Source organism: Klebsiella sp. K47, assembly GCF_051858335.1.
Classification (GTDB): domain Bacteria; phylum Pseudomonadota; class Gammaproteobacteria; order Enterobacterales; family Enterobacteriaceae; genus Klebsiella; species Klebsiella pneumoniae.
Map to the genome: position 1 here is coordinate 39,450 of NZ_JBPYUI010000027.1, position 19,710 is coordinate 59,159.

The 19,710-nt window shown below is 56.7% G+C and carries 16 protein-coding genes; 10 read left to right on the forward strand and 6 right to left on the reverse strand.

Going from position 1 to position 19,710, the window contains the following annotated elements; genetic code table 11:
- Positions 1–118 precede the first annotated feature (118 nt).
- Positions 119–583, forward strand: coding sequence for an HNH endonuclease (locus tag RRF55_RS22095; protein WP_004191854.1), 465 nt, complete (start codon positions 119–121; stop codon positions 581–583).
- Between the two features lie 338 nt (positions 584–921).
- On the opposite strand, the gene lpdA is transcribed toward RRF55_RS22095, so the two are convergent.
- Genes lpdA through RRF55_RS22115 form a run of 4 tightly spaced genes read right to left on the reverse strand, consistent with a single transcriptional unit; the run spans position 922 to position 5,838 of the window.
- Positions 922–2,319, reverse strand: coding sequence for a dihydrolipoyl dehydrogenase (gene lpdA, locus RRF55_RS22100; RefSeq protein WP_032414554.1), 1,398 nt, complete (start codon positions 2,317–2,319; stop codon positions 922–924).
- A complete protein-coding gene (locus RRF55_RS22105) occupies positions 2,309–3,844 on the reverse strand; it encodes a 2-oxo acid dehydrogenase subunit E2 (RefSeq protein WP_032414555.1) in 1,536 nt (511 codons plus the stop codon). The genes lpdA and RRF55_RS22105 overlap by 11 nt, the downstream gene beginning before the upstream one ends.
- Positions 3,845–3,847: 3 nt before the next feature.
- A complete protein-coding gene (locus RRF55_RS22110; RefSeq protein ID WP_002889881.1) occupies positions 3,848–4,867 on the reverse strand; it encodes an alpha-ketoacid dehydrogenase subunit beta in 1,020 nt (339 codons plus the stop codon).
- A gap of 11 nt (positions 4,868–4,878) precedes the next feature.
- Entirely contained in the window at positions 4,879–5,838 is a 960-nt protein-coding gene (locus RRF55_RS22115) for a thiamine pyrophosphate-dependent dehydrogenase E1 component subunit alpha (RefSeq protein WP_002889884.1), read from the reverse strand.
- A 255-nt stretch (positions 5,839–6,093) separates the two neighbouring features.
- Between RRF55_RS22115 and RRF55_RS22120 the strand changes: the two genes are divergently transcribed.
- From RRF55_RS22120 to RRF55_RS22135, 4 genes are all read left to right on the forward strand, one after another.
- Positions 6,094–8,859, forward strand: a complete 2,766-nt coding sequence (locus tag RRF55_RS22120) for a LuxR C-terminal-related transcriptional regulator (protein ID WP_004222823.1) — start codon at positions 6,094–6,096, stop codon at positions 8,857–8,859.
- Between the two features lie 372 nt (positions 8,860–9,231).
- Positions 9,232–9,687, forward strand: coding sequence for an acetyl-CoA carboxylase biotin carboxyl carrier protein (accB, locus tag RRF55_RS22125; protein ID WP_004222825.1), 456 nt, complete (start codon positions 9,232–9,234; stop codon positions 9,685–9,687).
- Between the two features lie 8 nt (positions 9,688–9,695).
- Positions 9,696–11,042: an acetyl-CoA carboxylase biotin carboxylase subunit gene (gene accC, locus RRF55_RS22130; RefSeq protein WP_004222829.1), complete on the forward strand. Its 1,347-nt coding sequence runs from the start codon at positions 9,696–9,698 to the stop codon at positions 11,040–11,042.
- Positions 11,043–11,122: 80 nt separating this feature from the next.
- On the forward strand, positions 11,123–12,394 hold the full coding sequence (locus tag RRF55_RS22135; RefSeq protein ID WP_004222831.1) for a Glu/Leu/Phe/Val family dehydrogenase: 1,272 nt from the start codon (positions 11,123–11,125) through the stop codon (positions 12,392–12,394).
- Positions 12,395–12,454: 60 nt separating this feature from the next.
- Here RRF55_RS22135 and RRF55_RS22140 read toward each other — a convergent pair whose 3' ends face one another.
- Positions 12,455–13,375, reverse strand: coding sequence for a DMT family transporter (locus tag RRF55_RS22140; RefSeq protein ID WP_032438736.1), 921 nt, complete (start codon positions 13,373–13,375; stop codon positions 12,455–12,457).
- A 297-nt stretch (positions 13,376–13,672) separates the two neighbouring features.
- Between RRF55_RS22140 and RRF55_RS22145 the strand changes: the two genes are divergently transcribed.
- Genes RRF55_RS22145 through RRF55_RS22160 form a run of 4 tightly spaced genes read left to right on the forward strand, consistent with a single transcriptional unit; the run spans position 13,673 to position 16,986 of the window.
- Positions 13,673–14,512: an ABC transporter substrate-binding protein gene (locus tag RRF55_RS22145; protein WP_004222836.1), complete on the forward strand. Its 840-nt coding sequence runs from the start codon at positions 13,673–13,675 to the stop codon at positions 14,510–14,512.
- Between the two features lie 2 nt (positions 14,513–14,514).
- Positions 14,515–15,222, forward strand: coding sequence for a 5-oxoprolinase subunit PxpB (pxpB, locus tag RRF55_RS22150; RefSeq protein WP_016529972.1), 708 nt, complete (start codon positions 14,515–14,517; stop codon positions 15,220–15,222).
- Positions 15,219–16,205 (forward strand): biotin-dependent carboxyltransferase family protein, encoded by a 987-nt coding sequence (locus RRF55_RS22155; RefSeq protein ID WP_021312347.1) that lies wholly within the window; start codon positions 15,219–15,221, stop codon positions 16,203–16,205. The genes pxpB and RRF55_RS22155 overlap by 4 nt, the downstream gene beginning before the upstream one ends.
- A gap of 10 nt (positions 16,206–16,215) precedes the next feature.
- Positions 16,216–16,986: a 5-oxoprolinase subunit PxpA gene (locus RRF55_RS22160; protein WP_130974946.1), complete on the forward strand. Its 771-nt coding sequence runs from the start codon at positions 16,216–16,218 to the stop codon at positions 16,984–16,986.
- Between the two features lie 223 nt (positions 16,987–17,209).
- Here RRF55_RS22160 and RRF55_RS22165 read toward each other — a convergent pair whose 3' ends face one another.
- Entirely contained in the window at positions 17,210–18,412 is a 1,203-nt protein-coding gene (locus RRF55_RS22165; RefSeq protein WP_040226171.1) for a pyridoxal phosphate-dependent aminotransferase, read from the reverse strand.
- Between the two features lie 355 nt (positions 18,413–18,767).
- Between RRF55_RS22165 and nac the strand changes: the two genes are divergently transcribed.
- Positions 18,768–19,691 carry a nitrogen assimilation transcriptional regulator NAC gene (nac, locus tag RRF55_RS22170; protein ID WP_004222846.1) on the forward strand — a complete coding sequence of 308 codons (924 nt, stop codon included), beginning with the start codon at positions 18,768–18,770 and terminating at the stop codon, positions 19,689–19,691.
- Positions 19,692–19,710 lie beyond the last annotated feature (19 nt).

Here is a 19,710-nt window from a genome sequence, read left to right on the forward strand (position 1 = left end):
GGGGCTGGCTAGCCTTGCGATAACGCGAATTCATCCCTACAAAGGTATAATGACCATCAATATGGCGCTTGTATAAAATAATGCAGCAATCATCTTTGAACGAGAATAAGGCGAGGGAGTGGAAACGTTAGTTATTCTGGCCGTAGTCGTATGGATACTTTTCAAGCTGGTACAAAAGGTTACGAGCAAACTCTATCCTCAAGACTCGGTGAAGGTACAGGAGAAGCCCGACACGACACCAGCGACGGATGCCTGGGGAAATTACCCTAAAGCCGAAGGGCATGTCGTTTTATTCGAACAGTTCCGACGTGAGCAGGCGCAGCGGCAGCAAGCTGCTAAAGAGGCTGAGACATTCTACCGCTCAAGGGAGTGGCGGCGTTTACGTTACCAGGCGTTCCAGCGCTACGGCAATAAATGTTGCGTATGCGGGCGCGGCGCCAGTGACGGGATGGTGATGCACGTTGATCATATAAAACCGCGTTCTCTTTACCCGCATTTAGCCCTCGATATTGCCAATCTGCAAATCATGTGCAACGAGTGCAACGTCAGTAAGGGCAACAGAGATGAGGTTGCGTGGCAATAATAAGGACAGGTTAGCGGCTATGTGCAATTCCCCAGGTATTAAAATGTTCGTAACGAACAATAAGCAAGTCTTGACGGAATGAATCCGCAATGACGCTTTTATTTCGTTACAGCAGCTCATTGGTGAATTCCTTCATCACCGCATTTGTCGGTAGCCATTTGCCTTGCGTTAGTCCTGCTCATTTTCAATAAAGTGAGATGACTGCCAGTGGCTGGAGATCAATGATGCGGGATACTTACCTAACGACGGGCTGTTACCTTATCGAACGTTTAAGGAAAATACAGGAGGGATAACGGACAACTTACTCCGTATCACGACGCTATCGCCTCCCTTATTTTTTATTGATGCAACGGTTGGTCGCAGGCCGCGAGGATTGATTCATGCATCGCTTCGGAAAGTGTCGGATGCGCAAAGATCATCGACAGGAGACTTTCATCTGTGGCCTCCAGGTGACGGGCGATGCCAAAGCCCTGGATCTGTTCCGTGACCTGTGCGCCAACCATATGCGCGCCCAGCAACTCGCCGGTTTCAGCATCGAAAATCGTCTTCACAAAACCCTCTGTCTCGCCGCTGGCCAGCGCCTTACCATTGCTCTGATAAGAGAACTTACCGATCCTGACGGGCCGTCCTCTGGCCAGGGCCGTCGATTCCGTCAGGCCCAGACTGGCAACCTGAGGCCGGGAATAAGTGCAACCGGGCACATAGTCGCGATCAAGCGGGTGGGTGCCTTCGACACCAGCCAGTGTCTCAATGCAGATCACGCCTTCGTGGCTGGCCTTGTGCGCCAGACACGGCGGGCCGGCTACATCGCCGATGGCATAAAGCCCAAATACGTTAGTGCGACAAGCCGCATCCGTCTTGATAAAACCGCGGTCTAACTCGACGCCCAGTGCTTCCAGCCCCAGATCTTCAATATTCGGCTGTACGCCAACCGCCAGCAGCACACGTTCGACTTCCAGGAAAGATTCGGCGCTCGTATTTTTCATTGTACAGCGCACCCCGGTATCGGTGAGCTGTACTTGCGTTACCTGGGTCTGGGTATGGACCTGAATCCCGCGCTTTTCGAATGACTTACGCACCGCCGCTGACACTTCGGCATCTTCCACGGGCAAAATCTGCGACGCTAGCTCGACCAGCGTCACTTTACAGCCCAGATCGTTATAAAGGCTGGCGAACTCGACGCCAATCGCGCCTGAACCGATGATTAATAGCGACCTGGGCAATCGCTTAGGCTGTAGTGCCTCGTAATAGGTCCAGATATGTTCGCCATCTGGCGCTATGCCTGGTAATGCGCGTGGTCGGGCGCCCGTGGCCAGGATCACGTGATCGGCCCGGTAATCGTGCGCTTCCCCCCGGGCATCCGCTACCGTTATTTGTCCCTTACCGCGCAGCCGCGCGGTGCCATCAATCACCCTCACGCCATTTTTCTTCAACAGGTACTCAACGCCACCCGTGAGCTGTTGCGAAACGGCACGGCTAAACTGCACCAGTTTCTGCAGATCGACATTCACCTCACCCACGCTGATGCCCAGCTGACTGGCATGGGTGATACTGTGCGCGACCTCAGCGCCATGCAACAGCGCCTTGGTTGGAATGCATCCCCAGTTCAGGCAGATGCCGCCCAGATGTTGTTTTTCCACTAAGGCGGTACGAAGTCCTAGCTGGCCGGCACGGATGGCGGCCACATACCCCCCAGGACCCCCGCCGATGATCAGCACATCGTAATTATCGTGCATAGCTCGTCTCCTGGATAAACATCAGGGTAGGGGTTTCAGTCAGTCGCTTGAGTTCCCGGAGAAAAGCTGCACCTGCCGCCCCATCGATGACCCGGTGATCGCAGGATAGCGATACCGTCAGTTGGTGGCGCGCGACGATTTGCCCGTCGCGTACTACCGCCCGGACCTCGCCGGTGCCAATGGCGAGGATTGCGCTTTGCGGTGGATTGATGATGGCGTCAAACTGCCGTACGCCGAGCATCCCCAGATTTGACACGCTAAAGGTCCCCCCCTGGAACTCTTCCGGCTTCAGCGTGCCCGCTTTGGCCCTGGTCACCAGGGCGTGAATTTCGGCCGATATGTCGCTGATCGACTTCCGGTTCGCCGAGCGAACAATGGGGGTAATTAGCCCGTCAGGCAGCGCAACAGCCACCGAAATGTCGGCATCCACAAAGCGGCGGATACTTTGTGTCGCTTCATCAAACTGGATGTTGACGTCTGGCACGGCCACCAGCGCCAGGGCACAAGCCTTCACCAGCAGGTCGTTAACCGAAATCTTGACACCGGGTACTTCGCGGTTAATTTCCTGACGAAACGCTAACAGTCGTTCCAGATCGAGATCGACACTCAAACGGAAATGGGGAGACTGTTGCTTAGAGGTTTGCAGGCGAGAAGCGATAGCCCGCCGCATACCGGACATGGGGATGCTCTCAAAGGGTGTCGGGGCACTCTCCTGCACAGGGCTGACCGGCGGGTGCCCGTCGAGCAACAACGCCGCAGCCAGCACATCATCGCGACTCACCCGACCGCGTGAACCGCTGCTTCGGCAGTCATGCAAGTTGATACCCAGTTTGCCGGCCAGACGGCGCGCCAGCGGGGTGGCCGATACCTGGCTATCATCGGCATGCGAGCGGGGCGCTTTGCTGGGACGAACGGGGGGCGTCGGAGAGGCCAGGCGACCGCCGGCGGCAACGATCGCGCTTTCCAGATCAGAAACAGAGATACGTTCCCCGCGCCCGCTGCCGCGGACCTTTTTCAGGTCGACACCCCAGCGGGCAGACAGTCGTAACGCATGGGGCGTGGCATTAACCTGAGTCACATCGGTCACGCCTTGCAGACTGACGGGGATGACGGTCTGCCCAACAGGGGGCTCCGGACTGTTGGATGGCGGCGAAACAACGGAAGGTGGCTTAGCGCCTGCCTGTGCCGCTACGTCCGGCGCGGCAGCCTCCGGGCCAGGTGCTGCGGGTTTCACTGTCGCCAGACTGGCAGCAAATTCGTCCAGTTCAGCATCGCTGACCGAAGCGTCAGCCGCCAGAGCCAGCACGGCGCCAACCTGAAGCGTCTCACCCTCTCGGGCGATTATCCGGCGTAATGTACCGGCAAAAGGTGCCTCCAGCACATTGACGATTTTACTGGTTTCAATCTCACAGATTTCCTGCCCTCTGGTGAAATCGTCACCCTCCTGGATTGCCCATCGAGCGAGCAAGCCTTCCTCCATGGAAAGCCCCCACTTTGGCATTTCAAGCGTCTTGATTTCGCTCATAGGTTAATCCTCCAGCACTTGACGGACGGCGGCTTCGATACGTTCAACGCCAGGGATCCAGAGTTTTTCGAGAGCAGGGGAGAACGGGACCGGCGTGTGTGGCGGCGTCACCAGCAGAACGGGCGCTTTGAGGAAATGGAATGCCTGGGACGCAATCAGCGCCGCGACATCATGAGCAAAACCGAAGCGTGCAGCGGACTCGTCGACTATCACGACCCGCCCCGTGGAAGCCACCGATTCCAGAATACCTTCCTCATCCAGCGGCGAAATGGTTCGCGGGTCGACCACCTCGACCGAGATCCCCTCTCTGGCCAGTTTGTCCGCCACCTGGTTTGCTTTATGTACCATTGCCGACAACGCAATGATGGTGACGTCCTCTCCTTCGCGCGTGTAGTTGGCTACACCTAGCGGGATGGTATAGATCTCGTCCGGTACCTCGCCCTTGAGGTCGTACAGCATTTTATGCTCGCAGAATACCACCGGGTCGTCGTCGCGAATGGACTGGATTAACAGACCCTTGACGTCATAAGGCGTCGAGGGCACCACCACCTTCAGTCCAGGCGTGGTGGCAAAGATATTATAGGGTGACTGTGAATGCTGGGCTGCGGCAGAAAACCCCGCGCCGATCATCCCTCGCATCACCAGCGGAGCTCTGGCTTTGCCACCAAACATGTAGCGGAACTTAGCCGCCTGGTTATACAGTGCATCGTGGCTCACACCAAAAAAATCCATGAACATCAATTCCGCGACTGGCCGCAGCCCCGTCGCTGCGGCGCCGGCCGCCATACCGATAATGGCCGACTCGGTAATGGGCGTGTCGATCACCCGATCGGAGCCGAACTGCGTCCACAGCCCTTTAGTGACACCCAGCACACCGCCAAAGGCTTCAATCTTCGCCTCTTCGGGCGCATTTCCGCCATGACCGCCACGCAAGTCTTCACCGATGAGTACCACGCGTTCATCGCGCTCCATTTCCTGAGCCAGGGCTTCCTTGACCGCTTCACGATAGGTTTTTATTGTCATGGTTATCACCCTCAGTATGAGACGTACACGTCTGTCAGCAGGTCTTCCGGAGCCGGGTAGGCAGCGGCGCGGGCCTTCAATACGGCATCGTTGACCAGGGCTTCTACTTCCTCGTCAATCGCCGCCAGTTCTTCCTGGGTGATATGTTGCTTGACCTTAGCGGTGAAAATCTTCAGCGGATCATGTTGTTCACGCAGGCGTTGCACTTCACCTTCCGCACGATATAGCGCGGGATCGCCCTCAAAATGACCATGCCAGCGGAAGGCTTTGGCCTCAATGACGCTTGGACCACCGCCTTCTCGCGCACGCTTGACCGCCTCTGAGGTTGCCTCATAAACGGCAAAGAAATCGGTGCCATCGACGGTCACTGCCGGCAGGCCGAAGCCAGCGGCGCGCCGGGCGATATCACGCCCACCCACGGCGTAGTCATGGCCGGTCCCTTCGCCGTAACCGTTATTCTCGAAAATAAAGACGGCTGGAAGCTGGAGCACGACGGCCATATTGATGGCTTCAAAGACCAGGCCCTGATTAGAACCCCCATCGCCCGTAAAAGAGACACCGACGTTGCCGGTTTTTAGCGTCTTTGCCGTTAGCGCGGCGCCGATGGCCAGTGGAGGGGCTCCCCCAACGATAGCGTTCGCCCCCAGCATTCCTTTCGACAGATCGGCAATGTGCATCGACCCGCCCTTACCGCGACATAACCCGCTGTCCTTACCGAATATTTCGGCCATCATGCCGTGAATGTCACAACCTTTAGCAATACAGTGGCCATGTCCACGGTGTGTTGAACCAATGAAATCTGCGCTCGTTAAATTTTCGCAGACCCCCACCGCGATGGCCTCCTCACCGGTATAAAGGTGAATGAAGCCCGGAATATCACCGCTGGTATTTTCCTGATGCAACCGCTCTTCAAAGGTCCTGATCTCCCGCATCTTGCGGTAAGCCTGCAATAACGCCTGTTTGCTGAGCATCGTTTAATTCTCCTCAATATAGGTCACCCAGGCGGGGCCAACAGACAGGGCGAATAACCCTGGCCACACCCATGCAATGAATCTACGAGCGGTTAAAGAGAGTGCGAAGCCACCTTCATGGGGGGGGTAGGTGGGGGTTTTCATGCTTGAGGTCAAACTTTCTAAATTTTGTGTAGCCATAAAGTTTGCCTGCCCCATGTCATCCCGGTGGCTGGCGTACAATTGAAAAAAAAACAAAACGAGTAGACACCCCGGATGAAGCCATTGGATTTAGAAGGTCGCCAATCACCCTCACTGGTCTCCGGGCCATTGCGGCTGACGCGAGGCTTGCCGTTAATCCTGACCAAATTCGTCCCGCCTCGCTCCTCGATACAATTGCTGGAGCGCCCCCGGCTTCTTCAGCTTCTTAATCCCGTTCAGCAGTGCCGGCTGGGCGTCGTCTGCGCCGGCGCTGGATTTGGCAAAACCACGCTGTTGGCGCAATGGCATCAGCAGATGGTCGCCCAGGGGGAACGTATCGCCTGGCTGAGCCTCGATGAGGATGATGATGACGTATGGCAGTTTATTCCTTATCTGCTGCAAGCATTGCGTCCACTCTATGCTGACTGGGACGCCGATTTCTGGCGTGACATGGAAGAACAGAAGCTCTCCAGCTCCGAGCAACTGCTGGCCGGGCTCATTAACCAGCTACACTACTGCCCGCATGACGTATACCTGATCATCGACGACTTCCACGTGATTAACGATCGTGGGGTCTATGAAGCCGTGGGGTATTTAATCAAGCATGCGCCTGCCGCCTTGCATCTGATCATTGGCAGCCGTTTCCACCCGAATCTTGCGCTGAGCCAGCTGCAGGCCCAGGACCAACTGGTGGAAATCTATGATCGAGACCTGCAATTCACGCTCGAAGAAACAAAACACTATTTTAGCCGCACGGTTGCGCTACCCCTCAGCAACCACCATGCACAGCGGCTACAGTCCGTGACAGAGGGCTGGATTGCAGGGATGAAGATCGCTTCATTGTCCGCAGAATTACAGCATGATCCCGAGCATCTGTTGCGCAATATGCATGGAGGAACACGGTCCATTGCCCGCTATCTGAAAGAGGTGGTACTGGATCCGCTGCCGGAAGAGGTTCTCGATTTCCTGGTAAAAACGTCCTTCCTCAGTCGGTTAAATGCCGAATTATGCAACGCAGTGACAGGACGAGATGATAGTAAAGCGATGCTGACATGGATTGAGCGACACAACCTTTTTTTGTCAGCCCTTGACGAACAAGGCTACTGGTTCCGCTACCATCCTCTGTTGCAGGAAAATCTTCGGACCATGCTGCAGCAGAACAACGATATTGATCGCAAACAGCTACATGAATTAGCCAGTCATTGGTTCGTCGAACAGAAGCTGTGGTCTGAAGCGGTACGCCATGCGCTCAGCGCAGGCAAGCCGGTGCATAGCCCCGTACAGGACGGCGCAAGCGCTCAGTCACTGGCGGAAGAAGGGGATATCGATACCCTGATTTCATGGATGCATCATTTACCGCCCAGTACCGATCCTTCGCGCATTGACCTGCAAATTAATCTGGCCTGGGCACTGGCGCATTATTTCCACTTTGATGAGTCGAGGCAGCTGCTTGATAACCTCGATCAGATGGTACTTCATCATCGTGAGGATTTAACCCGCAGCACCTGGTGTAAATTGCGGGTTGTGCGGGCAATTTGCGAAGCCTTTGCGGAAAACATCCCGGAGAGTCTGGCTATTGTTCAGCCGTTGCTGGCCGAAGTGCCCTGCGGCGACACCTGGGTTGATGGTCTGATATGCAATATTCTCAGCTATTGCCATGTTGTTAACCAGCGCTATCACGATGCGCTGGAGGTTCAACAGCATATGCCCTCTCCGGAAAGTCCTTTAGATAATCTGTTTGTCTCGGTTTATCGCGCTTTTATCATTGCCCAGTGCCATCTTTGTCAGGGCGATCTGGGGAAAGCCGGGTGGTACGCAGAGAAAACGTTGCGCCAGGCTGAATGTTATACCGGTACCCAGTCGACCAGTGGCGCGACGCTGGCGCCGCTGCTGGCGGAGATAGCCTATGAATGTCAGAGTGGCGACTCGCCCGAGCATCTGTTAGCCGACCGGCTCGAATTCATCGACCGATTCAGTCCACCCGATGCGCTGAGTCGTTGCTATACCTATCTCGCGCGTCAGGCCCTGGATGGCAATATGCCGTATGAGGCCGAGCGATTGCTGGAGCATGCGCAGCGTCTTGCCGTGTCTCGCGGCTGGCAACGGCTCCAGGCCATGATGTTAGCCGAGCAGGTGAGGGTGCGGCTGCAGCGCGGCAATGTCACAGGCGCAGAGCAACTGCAGCGACAACTTGAACAAATGGCCGCCAGCTTCAGAATGGATGCCGAACATCCCTGTCAACGCGCTATCGCTCTGTCTGCATCCCTTAGCCACTGTCGCCTTCTTCTCGCCAGAGGCCAGGCGCCGCAAGCCTGTATTCTCCTGGCTGATATGGTCCCTGATCAGGAAAACCGGGGGGACAGGTTAACCGCAGCGCGTCTGCGTACGCTCTGGTCATTGGCCTTGTGGAACAGTGGCAAAACTGCCGCTGCGCGCACGACATTTCAGCCAGTCGTGCAGCTGGCTGAACAACAGCATCTCAAAGGCCTCTTTCTTGAAGCTGGCGATACCTTGCAACCTTTGCTTGCCGGTATGAATGAAACCTCTTCGGCTTGTACTGAGGAAGGGATAGTCCATGAACCCTGGGCCGGCAAGCGCGCGCCTGCAGATGGAACACCGTTTAATAGTGGAAGCCCCGATATTCATGGGGAACTCAGCGAGCGAGAATTTCAGATATTACAACTGATCGCTGAAGGTCAGATGAATAAAGAAATTGCTCGCTCCCTCGCTATTTCTGCCGAGACGGTCAAATGGCACATCAAAAACATCTACGCGAAGCTTAAAGTGAATAGCCGCACTCAAGCGATGAGCCGGGCGCTGGAGATGAAATTACTGGATTAACGGTTTGAAGAGGGAGGGCTGGATATAAAATATTATTAAGACGAGCCACTTTCTTAACGGGGCTATGAGCCACGGATAATCCCGGCGTTTTTGAGCCTATGATCTTCAAAACATATTTCGTGATAACGACGTTCACTGCTCCCTCAAAACAGCCTTACCGTATGAGATTTTCAGTTTTACAGTTGATTCCTTTACTTCAGGCGATAACCCAGATAGCAAGGGATTCGTTCATTACCAGTTTGACCCTCATATTTTCTTATCCCACCACCTGAACTTCCTATGAAATATCGCCCACCAGCTCTGCTATAACTGCATCACCGCTGATTGCGCAATCGGGTACATCATTTCCTATTTCTGCGGAACCCGAAAATTATGGATATTGCCAGCATTGAAAAATTGATCGCTCTGGTTGAAGCCTCCGGCATTGGCGAACTGGAAATTGCCGAAGGGGCAAGCTCCGTGCGTATCAGCCGCGCCATCTCCAGCCCCACGGCGGTTGGGTCGTCCGCCGTATCCGCGGCCGTCGTCCAGCCGCAGTTGGATATTCCGATTCAGGCCGCACAGGCCAGGGCTATCGCATCTGACCCTGCGACGGAGCACATCATGTCATCCCCGATGGTAGGAACCTTTTATCTCTCTCCGGGACCCGGTGCGGCGCCATTTGTGGCTGTGGGTCAGCAGGTTAATATTGGCGATACCCTGTGCATCGTCGAAGCGATGAAGATGATGAATCAAATCTCGGCAGAGAACAGCGGGATCGTTAAAGCGATTCTGGCTACTGATGGTCAACCGGTTGAATTCGACCAGCCGCTGATAGTGATTGAATAGGGGATCTCATGCTGGACAAAATCGTGATTGCCAATCGTGGCGAAATCGCGCTGCGTATTCTGCGCGCCTGCCGGGAGCTTAACATCCGCTCGGTAGCCGTTCACTCTACTGCCGACCGCGAGTTAAAACACGTGCTGCTGGCCGATGAAAGCGTCTGTATTGGTCCTCCGTCATCCGCCAAAAGCTATCTCAATATTCCGGCGGTAATTTCGGCAGCTGAAGTGACGGGCGCGGCGGCCATTCATCCCGGTTACGGTTTTCTCGCAGAAAATGCGGATTTTGCCGAACAGGTGGAACGCTCAGGATTTGTGTTTATCGGCCCGAAAGCGGAAACCATTCGCCTGATGGGGGATAAGGTCTCGGCTATTCAGGCAATGAAGCAAGCTGGAGTACCGTGCGTACCGGGTTCCGATGGCCCGCTGGACGATAACCATGAGAAGAATCGCCGGCTGGCAGCCGGGATCGGTTACCCGATTATCGTCAAAGCCTCCGGAGGCGGCGGTGGGCGCGGGATGCGGGTTGTTCGCGAAGAGAAAGAGCTGGCGCAGGCCATTGACATGACGCGCGCCGAGGCAAAGGCAGCGTTCAACAATGATATGGTCTACATGGAAAAGTATCTGGAGAATCCACGCCATATCGAAATCCAGATTCTGGCCGATGGGCAAGGGCAGGCGATATATCTTGCCGAACGCGATTGCTCAATGCAGCGTCGCCACCAGAAGGTGGTGGAGGAGGCCCCTGCGCCGGGGATCACCGCGGAAATCCGCCAGGCTATCGGCGAGCGCTGTGCCAAAGCCTGTCTGGACATCGGCTATCGCGGTGCCGGTACCTTTGAATTTCTCTATCAGCAGGGTGAGTTTTATTTTATCGAAATGAATACCCGCATTCAGGTGGAGCATCCGGTGACGGAAATGATCACCGGCATTGACCTGATTAAAGAGCAGTTGAGGATTGCCTCCGGATTGCCTCTCTCCATCAGCCAGCAGCAGGTGAGCCTACGCGGTCATGCAATTGAATGCCGTATTAACGCCGAAGACCCACATACCTTCATGCCCAGCCCCGGCAAAATTACCCGTTTTCATGCGCCAGGTGGCTTCGGCGTACGCTGGGAATCTCATATCTACGCAGGTTACTGCGTCCCACCGTACTACGACTCAATGATTGGCAAATTGATCGTCATCGGCGACAGCCGGAATGAGGCCATTGCGAGAATGGAACATGCCCTGAGCGAACTGGTGATCGATGGCATCAAAACCAACGCTGAACTACAGCGGCGGATCATGGCGGATGACCATTTTCGCGCTGGCGGCTGCAACATCCATTATCTGGAAAAGAAACTGGAGCTCAATCGCTGAACTTAGCCCCAAAGCCGCCTCCGGGCGGCTTTCTTCATTTATCGCTATCAATATCACTACAGGAAAACCGGAGGTAAGTTGTGTCTGCACTCTCTTATGTGACGGGTGAGAGCCATTGTGCCTGGGCTATATATCTCTCCCAGGTGGAACGCGTTCTGCCGCTGCCCGGCGATCTCAATCGCTGGGCCAATACTCTGCGCCACCCGGAAAGGGCGCTGATTGTCGATGTTCCTCTGGAAATGGATGACGGGACGATTCGCCATTTTGAAGGCTTTCGGGTTCAGCATAATCTCTCTCGCGGACCCGGCAAAGGGGGCGTGCGCTATCACCCCGACGTCAGCCTGCAGGAGGTGATGGCGCTGGCGGCGTGGATGACCGTGAAATGCGCGGCGCTCAATCTGCCGTTCGGCGGGGCGAAAGGCGGTGTGCGCGTCGACCCGTCGACGCTATCCGACAGAGAGCTGGAGCGTTTGACCCGGCGCTACACTTGTGAAATCAGCAGAGTAATCGGCCCTCGGCAGGATATTCCGGCGCCGGACGTCGGCACTAACGCCCAGGTCATGGCCTGGATGATGGATACCTGGTCACGCAACGCCGGAACAGCCGCGACCGGCGTGGTGACGGGGAAACCGGTCCACCTCGGCGGATCGCTGGGGCGGGTACAGGCGACCGGGCGCGGCGTGTTTATCACCGGCTGTCACATTGCGGAAAAAATGGGACTCCCCGTGGCGCAAAGCCGGGTTGCGGTGCAGGGTTTTGGCAATGTGGGTAGCGTCAGCGCCGGGCTGTTTCATGCTGCTGGCGCGCGGGTGGTGGCTGTACAGGATCATCGTGCGACGTTGTATCAGCATAACGGGCTCGATATCCCGGCACTGCAGGCGTGGCAACAGGAGCACGGCACAATAGCTGGTTTCCCCGGTGCCGATAACGTGACGGAAGAGGCTTTCTGGCGTCTCGAGTACGAGATACTGATTCCGGCAGCCCTGGAGGGGCAAATTAGCGCGGAACTCGCGGCTGGGCTGCGCTGCCGCCTCATTCTGGAGGGTGCCAATGGTCCTACGCTGCCGGAGGCTGACGACGTGCTGGCTGAGCGGGGGATCGTGCTGGTTCCAGACGTTATTGCCAACGCCGGCGGGGTAACGGTCAGCTATTTCGAGTGGGTGCAGGATCTCTCCAGCCTTTTCTGGAGCGAAGAGGAGATCGACGCTCGGCTGGATACCATTATGCGCCACGCTATCGAAAGCGTCTGGCAAAAAGCGCAGGCGCTGGCAATCCCCCTGCGTACCGCCGCCTGGGCCCTGGCCTGCGAACGGATCCTACAGGCAAGTAAAGACCGCGGGCTGTATTCCTGAGGCGTGGCGATGAAAAGCCCTGCGTTGTCGGCGCGGGGCCATAGGTAGAGTCAGAAAGCGTCAGGAAGAGGCGCGCGCGATATGCGCCCGCCGTTGCCGCTGGTCACACCACAGGGTGAATATCCCCGCCAGCGCTACGATCCCTGCGCCGATCAGCGTTGAAGAACCGGGCAGGCTGTTTAAGAACAGATAACCGATGACCATCGACCAGACCAGCGTGGTGTAGTCAAACGGCGCCAGTAGCGAAGCGTCGGTAAACCGCAGGCTCAGCGTGACCAGAATCTGTGCCATGCCGCCGAAGAAGCCGCAGCCCACCAGCAACAGCAACTGACTCGGCGTAGGACGTACCCAGCCGAACAGGCTGGTTGCCAGACCAATCAGGGTGGTCATCAGCGAGAAGTAAAAGACGATGGCGCCAGGTTTTTCAATGCCGTTGAGAAAACGGATCTGAATGTTGGAGGTGGCGGTGCAAAGAGCGGCAAGCAGGGCGAACGCGACGCCGAGAGCCATCCCGGACTGCAGATGGCCGCCAGCGAACAGAGAACCGCTGGCGGTTAAACTGGCGGAGAGCATAAACAGAATGCCGGAAAAACCGACGATAACCCCCAGCCAACGGGAAAAACGTACCCGCTCTTTCAGCAGCAGGGCCGCCATGATGACGGTTAAGAGCGGAGCAGCGTAGCTCAGTGCGGTGGCGTCGGCGAGAGAAATCGATACCAGCGCCAGATAGTTGAAGTACATCCCACCGGTACCGGAAAAGCCGCGAATCAGATGGCCGAAAATATTTTTGGTCTTGATACTGGCCAGCACGTTGCCCTGAATTTTTAACCAGATAAGCAGGGGAAACATAGCAATAAAAGAGCGAAAGAAGATCACCTCGCCGGTGGGAATCGCCCCCTGCAATCCTTTGACGCAGGCCAGCATTAATGTAGCGCATAGCGCGGAGAGTATTTTTAGATAAATCCCAAGTCGGGCATTCATGTGACTACCTTTGGTTAACGGTCGCGGAGGGACGCGGCGTGGGTGTCGCGCATGGCGTAACAGTAGAGGGCGCTCGGGGCAGGCAGATAAGATAATTTTGTTCTGTGAGGATAACTTTTGCTTATCTCCCGGCGCCGGCGCCGTCATATAAATCACCTATCTCGCAACAGCGTTTCCCTCTTACCCATCACCGAAACAATGTCGATATAGTCGCGATAAGTGGTTAGCCATACCGGCGAAACGGGAAACCTTTTACCGGGTGTCGGTACTCTTTTATCCAGACCGAGGAAAACAATAATGAAACTGAAGCGAAATGCGGGTTTAGCGCTGGTTCTGACGCTGGTAGCAGTGTCCGGGGCCGCGCGCGCCGACATGCTGGCGGATATTCATGCGCGCGGTGAGCTGAAGTGCGCGGTCTATTCCGATGTGCCGCCATTTTCTGCCCCGGATCCAAAAACCCGCCAGTTGGTCGGGATGGACGTTGAACTCTGTCATGCGCTGGCAAAACAGATGGGAGTCAAGGCGCAGCTGGTTCCTACTTCCGTGGAAGCGCGTATTGCTATTATCGCCACCGGGCGAGCCGACGTGCTGATCGCCAACCTTGCCTATACCAAAACACGTGGCCGCCAGATTCAGTTCAGTGACCCTTACTACGTCGCGAAAGAGATGCTGTTGGTAAAAGAGGCGAATGCCGATAAAACCCTTGCCGATTTTAAAGGCAAGCGTATCAGCGCCACCAAGGGCACTACCTCTGAACAATCCATCGTGCTGAAGGGCGGCAAACCGGTTACCTTCCAGGACGCGGCGTCGGCGTTCCTTGCCCTTGAACAGAATAAGGTGCTGGGTTTCGTCACCAACACTATGACCGGTATCAAAATGATCGGTCAGGCAAAAAAGGACGGCATTAATCTGGCGATGATTAAAGAGCCGATGGCGCTAGAGCCTATAGGCGTGGGGATGAAGCAGGGCGAACCGCAACTGCTGGCCAGCGTCAATGAAAGCCTGAAGGTAATGGATGACGACGGGACGATCGACAAGATCTGGAATACCTGGATTGGACCGAATACCGAATACAAAATGGTCCGCGAAGAACGGGTACAACCGTTGTCCAGCCTTACGTTCGAACCGCTGGAATAAGTATGACGCCGACATCGAAAACGTTGTTACCCGAGCGCCGCGTTGAAATTCATGCCAGCGCTCCGGCGCGGATTTCCATGATGGGCAGCCGGGCCTGGCTTATCGAAGCGCCGGGTGCCTTTGACCTTCCGGCACAGCGCCGTATCTGGTCTATGGCGCAGAACCTGCAACAGTGGCCGGCGGTGGAATCCCTGATCCCCGGCGTGACCAATTTACTGGTATTGCTCCATGACACACCGGAGGAACCGACGGCAGTGGAGCGCCGGTTACACGAGTACTGGCTGTCCGCGCAGGCGCTCAACCTCGAAGGGCGGCAGATTGATATCCCGGTGTGCTACGGTGGCGAACACGCCACCGATCTCGAGGCGGTATGTCGGCATACTGGTTTTTCCGCCCGGGAAGTTATTCGTCGGCATTCGCAGGGGGTCTATACCGTGGTCGCGCTTGGCAGTGCGCCGGGGTTTGGCTATCTCCATGGTCTGGATCCGCGTCTGGCGACGCCGCGTAAAAAGGTGCCTTCGCTGAATATGCTCAAAGGGACGGTCACTATTGGCGGTCCACAAGCGGGGGTGTCGGTGTTGACCGGACCGAACGGCTGGAATGCAATCGGCTACGCGGAAATTGAGGTATTCAACCCCCACGCCGCCATTCCTGCATTGATGGCGCCAGGCGATATCATCCGTTTTCTGCCTGAGAGAGTCGAACTGTGATTGAGATTGAACAAAGCGGATCGCTAAATACGATTCAGGATTTAGGCCGTCCGGCGTGGCGTCATCTTGGCGTCTCAGTGAGTGGGGTGATGGATCCGCTGGCACTGCGCGCCGGTAACACCCTGCTGGGAAACGAGGAGAATGCGGCGGCCATCGAAGTTCAGATGTTTCCCTTTCGCGTGCGTTTCCTGGCGGACAGCTGGATCGCGCTCACCGGCGCCGATTGCCGGGCAAGGCTCGACGGCGATGAACTACCGGCCTGGTGGGGCTGCGCGGTACGTAAAGGCCAGGTGCTTGAGTTGCGTTTTCCCCGTCGCGGCGCACGCGGCTACTTATGCGTGGCAGGGGGTATTGATGTCCCTCTGGTTCTGGGCTCGCGCAGTACCGCCCTGCGTGGCGGTTTTGGCGGACTCGAGGGGCGGCAACTACAGCGCGGCGACGTGCTGTCCTGTGGTCCCTGGCAGGGGGCGCCACTCCCGGATTCCGGGATTGGCATTGAGCCGCCGGAAGTGGCCTTAAACGCCTTTTTCCCGCGCAACGCACAGGGCGATGTCCAGATCCGAGCTATACCCGCTGGCGAGTATCCGTTGTTTGCCGCTGATGCATCGCGGTTCTGGAGCCAGGCGTGGAAAATTTCGCAGCACAGCAACCGAACCGGCTATCGCCTGGCGGGAGAGCCTATCCTGCCAGCCGAAACGGTTGAAATGCGCTCCTATGGCCTGATACCGGGCATCGTACAGGTTCCGCCAGCCGGCGAACCGATTATCCAGTTAAGCGATGCCAACACCGCGGGAGGCTATCCCAAAATTGCCTGCGTGATTGAAGAAGATCTCTGGCGTCTGGGCCAGCTCCAGGCGGGGCAGTCAATTCAACTGGTACAGGCCGATACGTCCACCGCCATCGCCGTGCGGCAGGAAATTGAACGTTGGCTGCAGCGTTTGCGCGTCAGCATAGCGCCGCTGGTCAAGGTCGTTGGTTTATAAGGAACTCAGCATGAAAATTGATGTGAACTCTGATATGGGAGAAGGTTTTGGCGTCTATCAGCTATGTGATGATTCAGCGCTAATGGATAAGGTCTCTTCTGCCAACATCGCCTGCGGTTTTCACGCGGGGGATCCGGCGATCATGACGCGGATGGTACGCCTGGCGAAAGTGCGCGGCGTGGGGATTGGAGCCCACCCCGGTCTGCCGGATCGCCAGGGCTTCGGGCGCAAAGAGATGGCGTTCTCTGCCGATGAGATCTGCCAGCAGGTGGTATATCAGCTTGGCGCGCTCTCTGCCATTGCCCGCGCCGAGGGGACCCGGGTAGTTCACCTGAGTTTTCACGCGGCAATGGGCAATATGATTAACCGTGACGATGCGCTGGCGCTGCAGGTGATGCAGGCCGTCGCCCGGATCGATTCGCAACTGATTATCTTCTGCCAGCCGGATACTATCATTGAACGAGCGGCGCAGGCTGCCGGATTGCCGACGCTGACGCTGTTTCTCGCCGACCGGGCCTACGACGATCGCGGACAACTTGTCCCGCGCGGTATTGCCGGTTCGCTAATCAAAGAAGAAGCGGCGGTGCGCGCCAGAGTACGTCAGTTTCTCCAGCAGGGAACGGTGACCACTTTTAGCGGCAATACCCTGCCGATACGTGCGCGTTCGATCCTGGTCCATAGCGATACCCCGGGCTCTCTGGCGCTGGCGACGCTGGTTCGTAGTGAGATTGAAGCCTGCGGTGCGACGGTAGCATCCGCGGCGGAGGTGCTGGCGCAGTAAAGCCTTTTCCCGTCACGAGGGGGGCAAATCGCGCCCCTGACCACTACCTGTTCTCCCTTTACGCTATGCGCTCTCGGACCCACGGTCAGTCAAAACCCATTGGCCATCCCGCCAGGTATGAATCCATCCCGGCGCCCCTCTGGAACGATAAAAAATGCCTGCCGGGTCAGACGCCAGGCAGGCATTTCACTCTGCTTCGCGCGTACAGTCTGCGCGCTACAGCTTAACGGCACCCCGCGCAGAAGGCCGCGAGGCGATCGCAACCGGTTTGCAGGCGTTCCATACTGGTGGCGTAAGAAAGACGGAAGTAGGGGCTCATGCCGTAGGCTGCCCCCTGTACCGTCACCACGTGCTGCTCCTCAATAAGCGCCATCACAAAATCGGCGTCGCTGGCGATAAAATGGCCGCTGGCGCTGGTTTTTCCGATAAATGCCTCGATGTTGACGAACAGATAGAAGGCCCCCTGCGGCTTATGGCATCGCAGACCGTGAATACCGGCAAGACGCTCAAGCACGTAATCGCGGCGCTGGCGATAGATTTCCGCCCGTTCTGCCAGCAGATCCTGTGGGCCATCCAGTGCGGCGACGGACCCCGCTTGTGCCAGGGTCGTCACGCCGCCGCTGTTTTGCGTATTGACGTTGCTCATCGCCTTAATCAGCGTCAATGGGCCACCGCAAAAACCCAGCCGCCAGCCGGTCATTGAATAGGCTTTCGAGACGCCGTTCACTGTCAATACGCGATCGTACAGCCGGGGCTCCACCTGTGCCAGGGTCCAGAATTTCACGCCGTCATACAACAGATGCTCATAAATATCGTCGGTCATGATCCAGATATGCGGATGACGCAACAGCGTCTCACCGAGTGCCAGGAGTTCGGCATGGGTGGCGACCGATCCAGTCGGATTGCTGGGATAATTCAGCAGCAGCCATTTGGTCTTCGGCGTGATCGCTGCTTCGACGTCCTGCGGCAGTGGTTTAAAACCGTACTCTTCATGACAGGGTACTGGCACCGGTGTGCCGCCAGCGAATTTAACGATGTCGGCGTAGCTAATCCAGGATGGCATGGGGATGAGTACCTCATCGCCGGGGTTAATGGTCGCCATCATAGCGTTGAAGATAATCTGTCGGGCGCCACCAGCGGTCAGGATCTGGCTGATATCGTAGCGTAGCTCATTGTCGCGCAGGAACTTGCGCTGGATGGCCGCACGCAACGCTGGCGTGCCGTCCGTCGGCGGGTAGCGGGTATCCCCGGCGCATGCTGCGGCATAGGCGGCATCGATCACGTGAGGAGGAGTGGGAAAGTCCGGTTCGCCGGTAGACAGACCAACGACATCGATTCCCTGCGCGGCGAGATCGCGTGCTTTTTGCGTCATGGCGACGGAGGCGGAGACGGTAACATTTTTGAGACGATCGGCTATATCAGGCATGAGGCTGCGGTTCCTGGTTCTAAGGTCAGCAAACCCACACGCGGCGCAGAATAATCCACCGTGTGCGGCGAAGGAGGTTAATACACATCAGCCAGCATAGAGGGGGGCGAAGGTGGCAAGCTAATAGCGCTTTGTTGTGGGGACATAACGCAATGCGATGACCGAAGGAAATCGTCCTCCTGGCATTCCGTTGACAAACAGGTATATGCCGCTGCACTCCGACGGTGCAAAGGCAACGGCGTTGAAGCGTGGGATGCCTGAAAATGGCGGCGCTATTGGCTGCCTGTGGTGCTCTTAGGCTATGGCACCGATCTTGCTTGCCATCAGAGATACGTATTGATGTGGGACTGCTACTATGAATCTTCGCCGCCTGAAATATTTCATTAAAATCGTCGACGTCGGGAGCCTGACGCAGGCCGCTGACATTCTGCATATCGCTCAGCCGGCGCTCAGCCAGCAGCTGGCGACTCTGGAAGGCGAAGTCGATCAGCAGCTATTAATTCGTACCAAACGAGGGGTCACGCCAACCAACGCCGGAAAAATTCTCTATACCCACGCTCAGGCGATTCTGCGCCAATGCGAGCAGGCGCAAAGCGCCATCGACGGTGCAGGCCAGGCCCTGAGCGGTCAGGTTTCTGTCGGGCTGGCGCCGGGCACAGCTGCCCAACTGCTGGCGATCCCGCTGCTGACAGAAGTCCAGCGCCAGCATCCCGGGATTGTGCTCTATTTCAATGAAAATTTTGGCACCACTCTCAGCGAATTGATTATGAGCGGTCGGATGGATATGGCGGTTATCTACGGTGACCGTGATATTCATGGATTGCGTTTTCTACCGCTGATGAAAGAAGAACTTTTTTTCGTCTGTCCGCACGCGCTGGGGGAGTCCCGGCGCGAAATCTCCCTGGCGGAGGTCGCCCGCTACGATCTGTTTCTACCGCGGATTTATAACATTATGCGTAAAGCCGCGGACGACGCCTTTACCCTGGCCGGACTGAGCTACCGGGTGAAGTGCGAGATTGAATCTTTGACCACGCTTAACGCCGCGCTGGCGGCGGATCTCGGCGGCACCATCATGCCGGAGTCCGCGGCGCGCACCATGCTCCAGCCCGCCAATGCCTGGATGGCGAGAATTGTCGAACCCAATGTACTCACTTCGCTCTCGTTCTGTATGTCCGATCATCTGCCGCTTTCACAGCCCGCAGAGGCGGTGAAGGGGATTTTGCTCTCCCTGATGGCGCAGCGGACTGAGGACAACCGGCCGCTAACCCTGGTGGGATAATAAGTCCCCCTTATTGCCT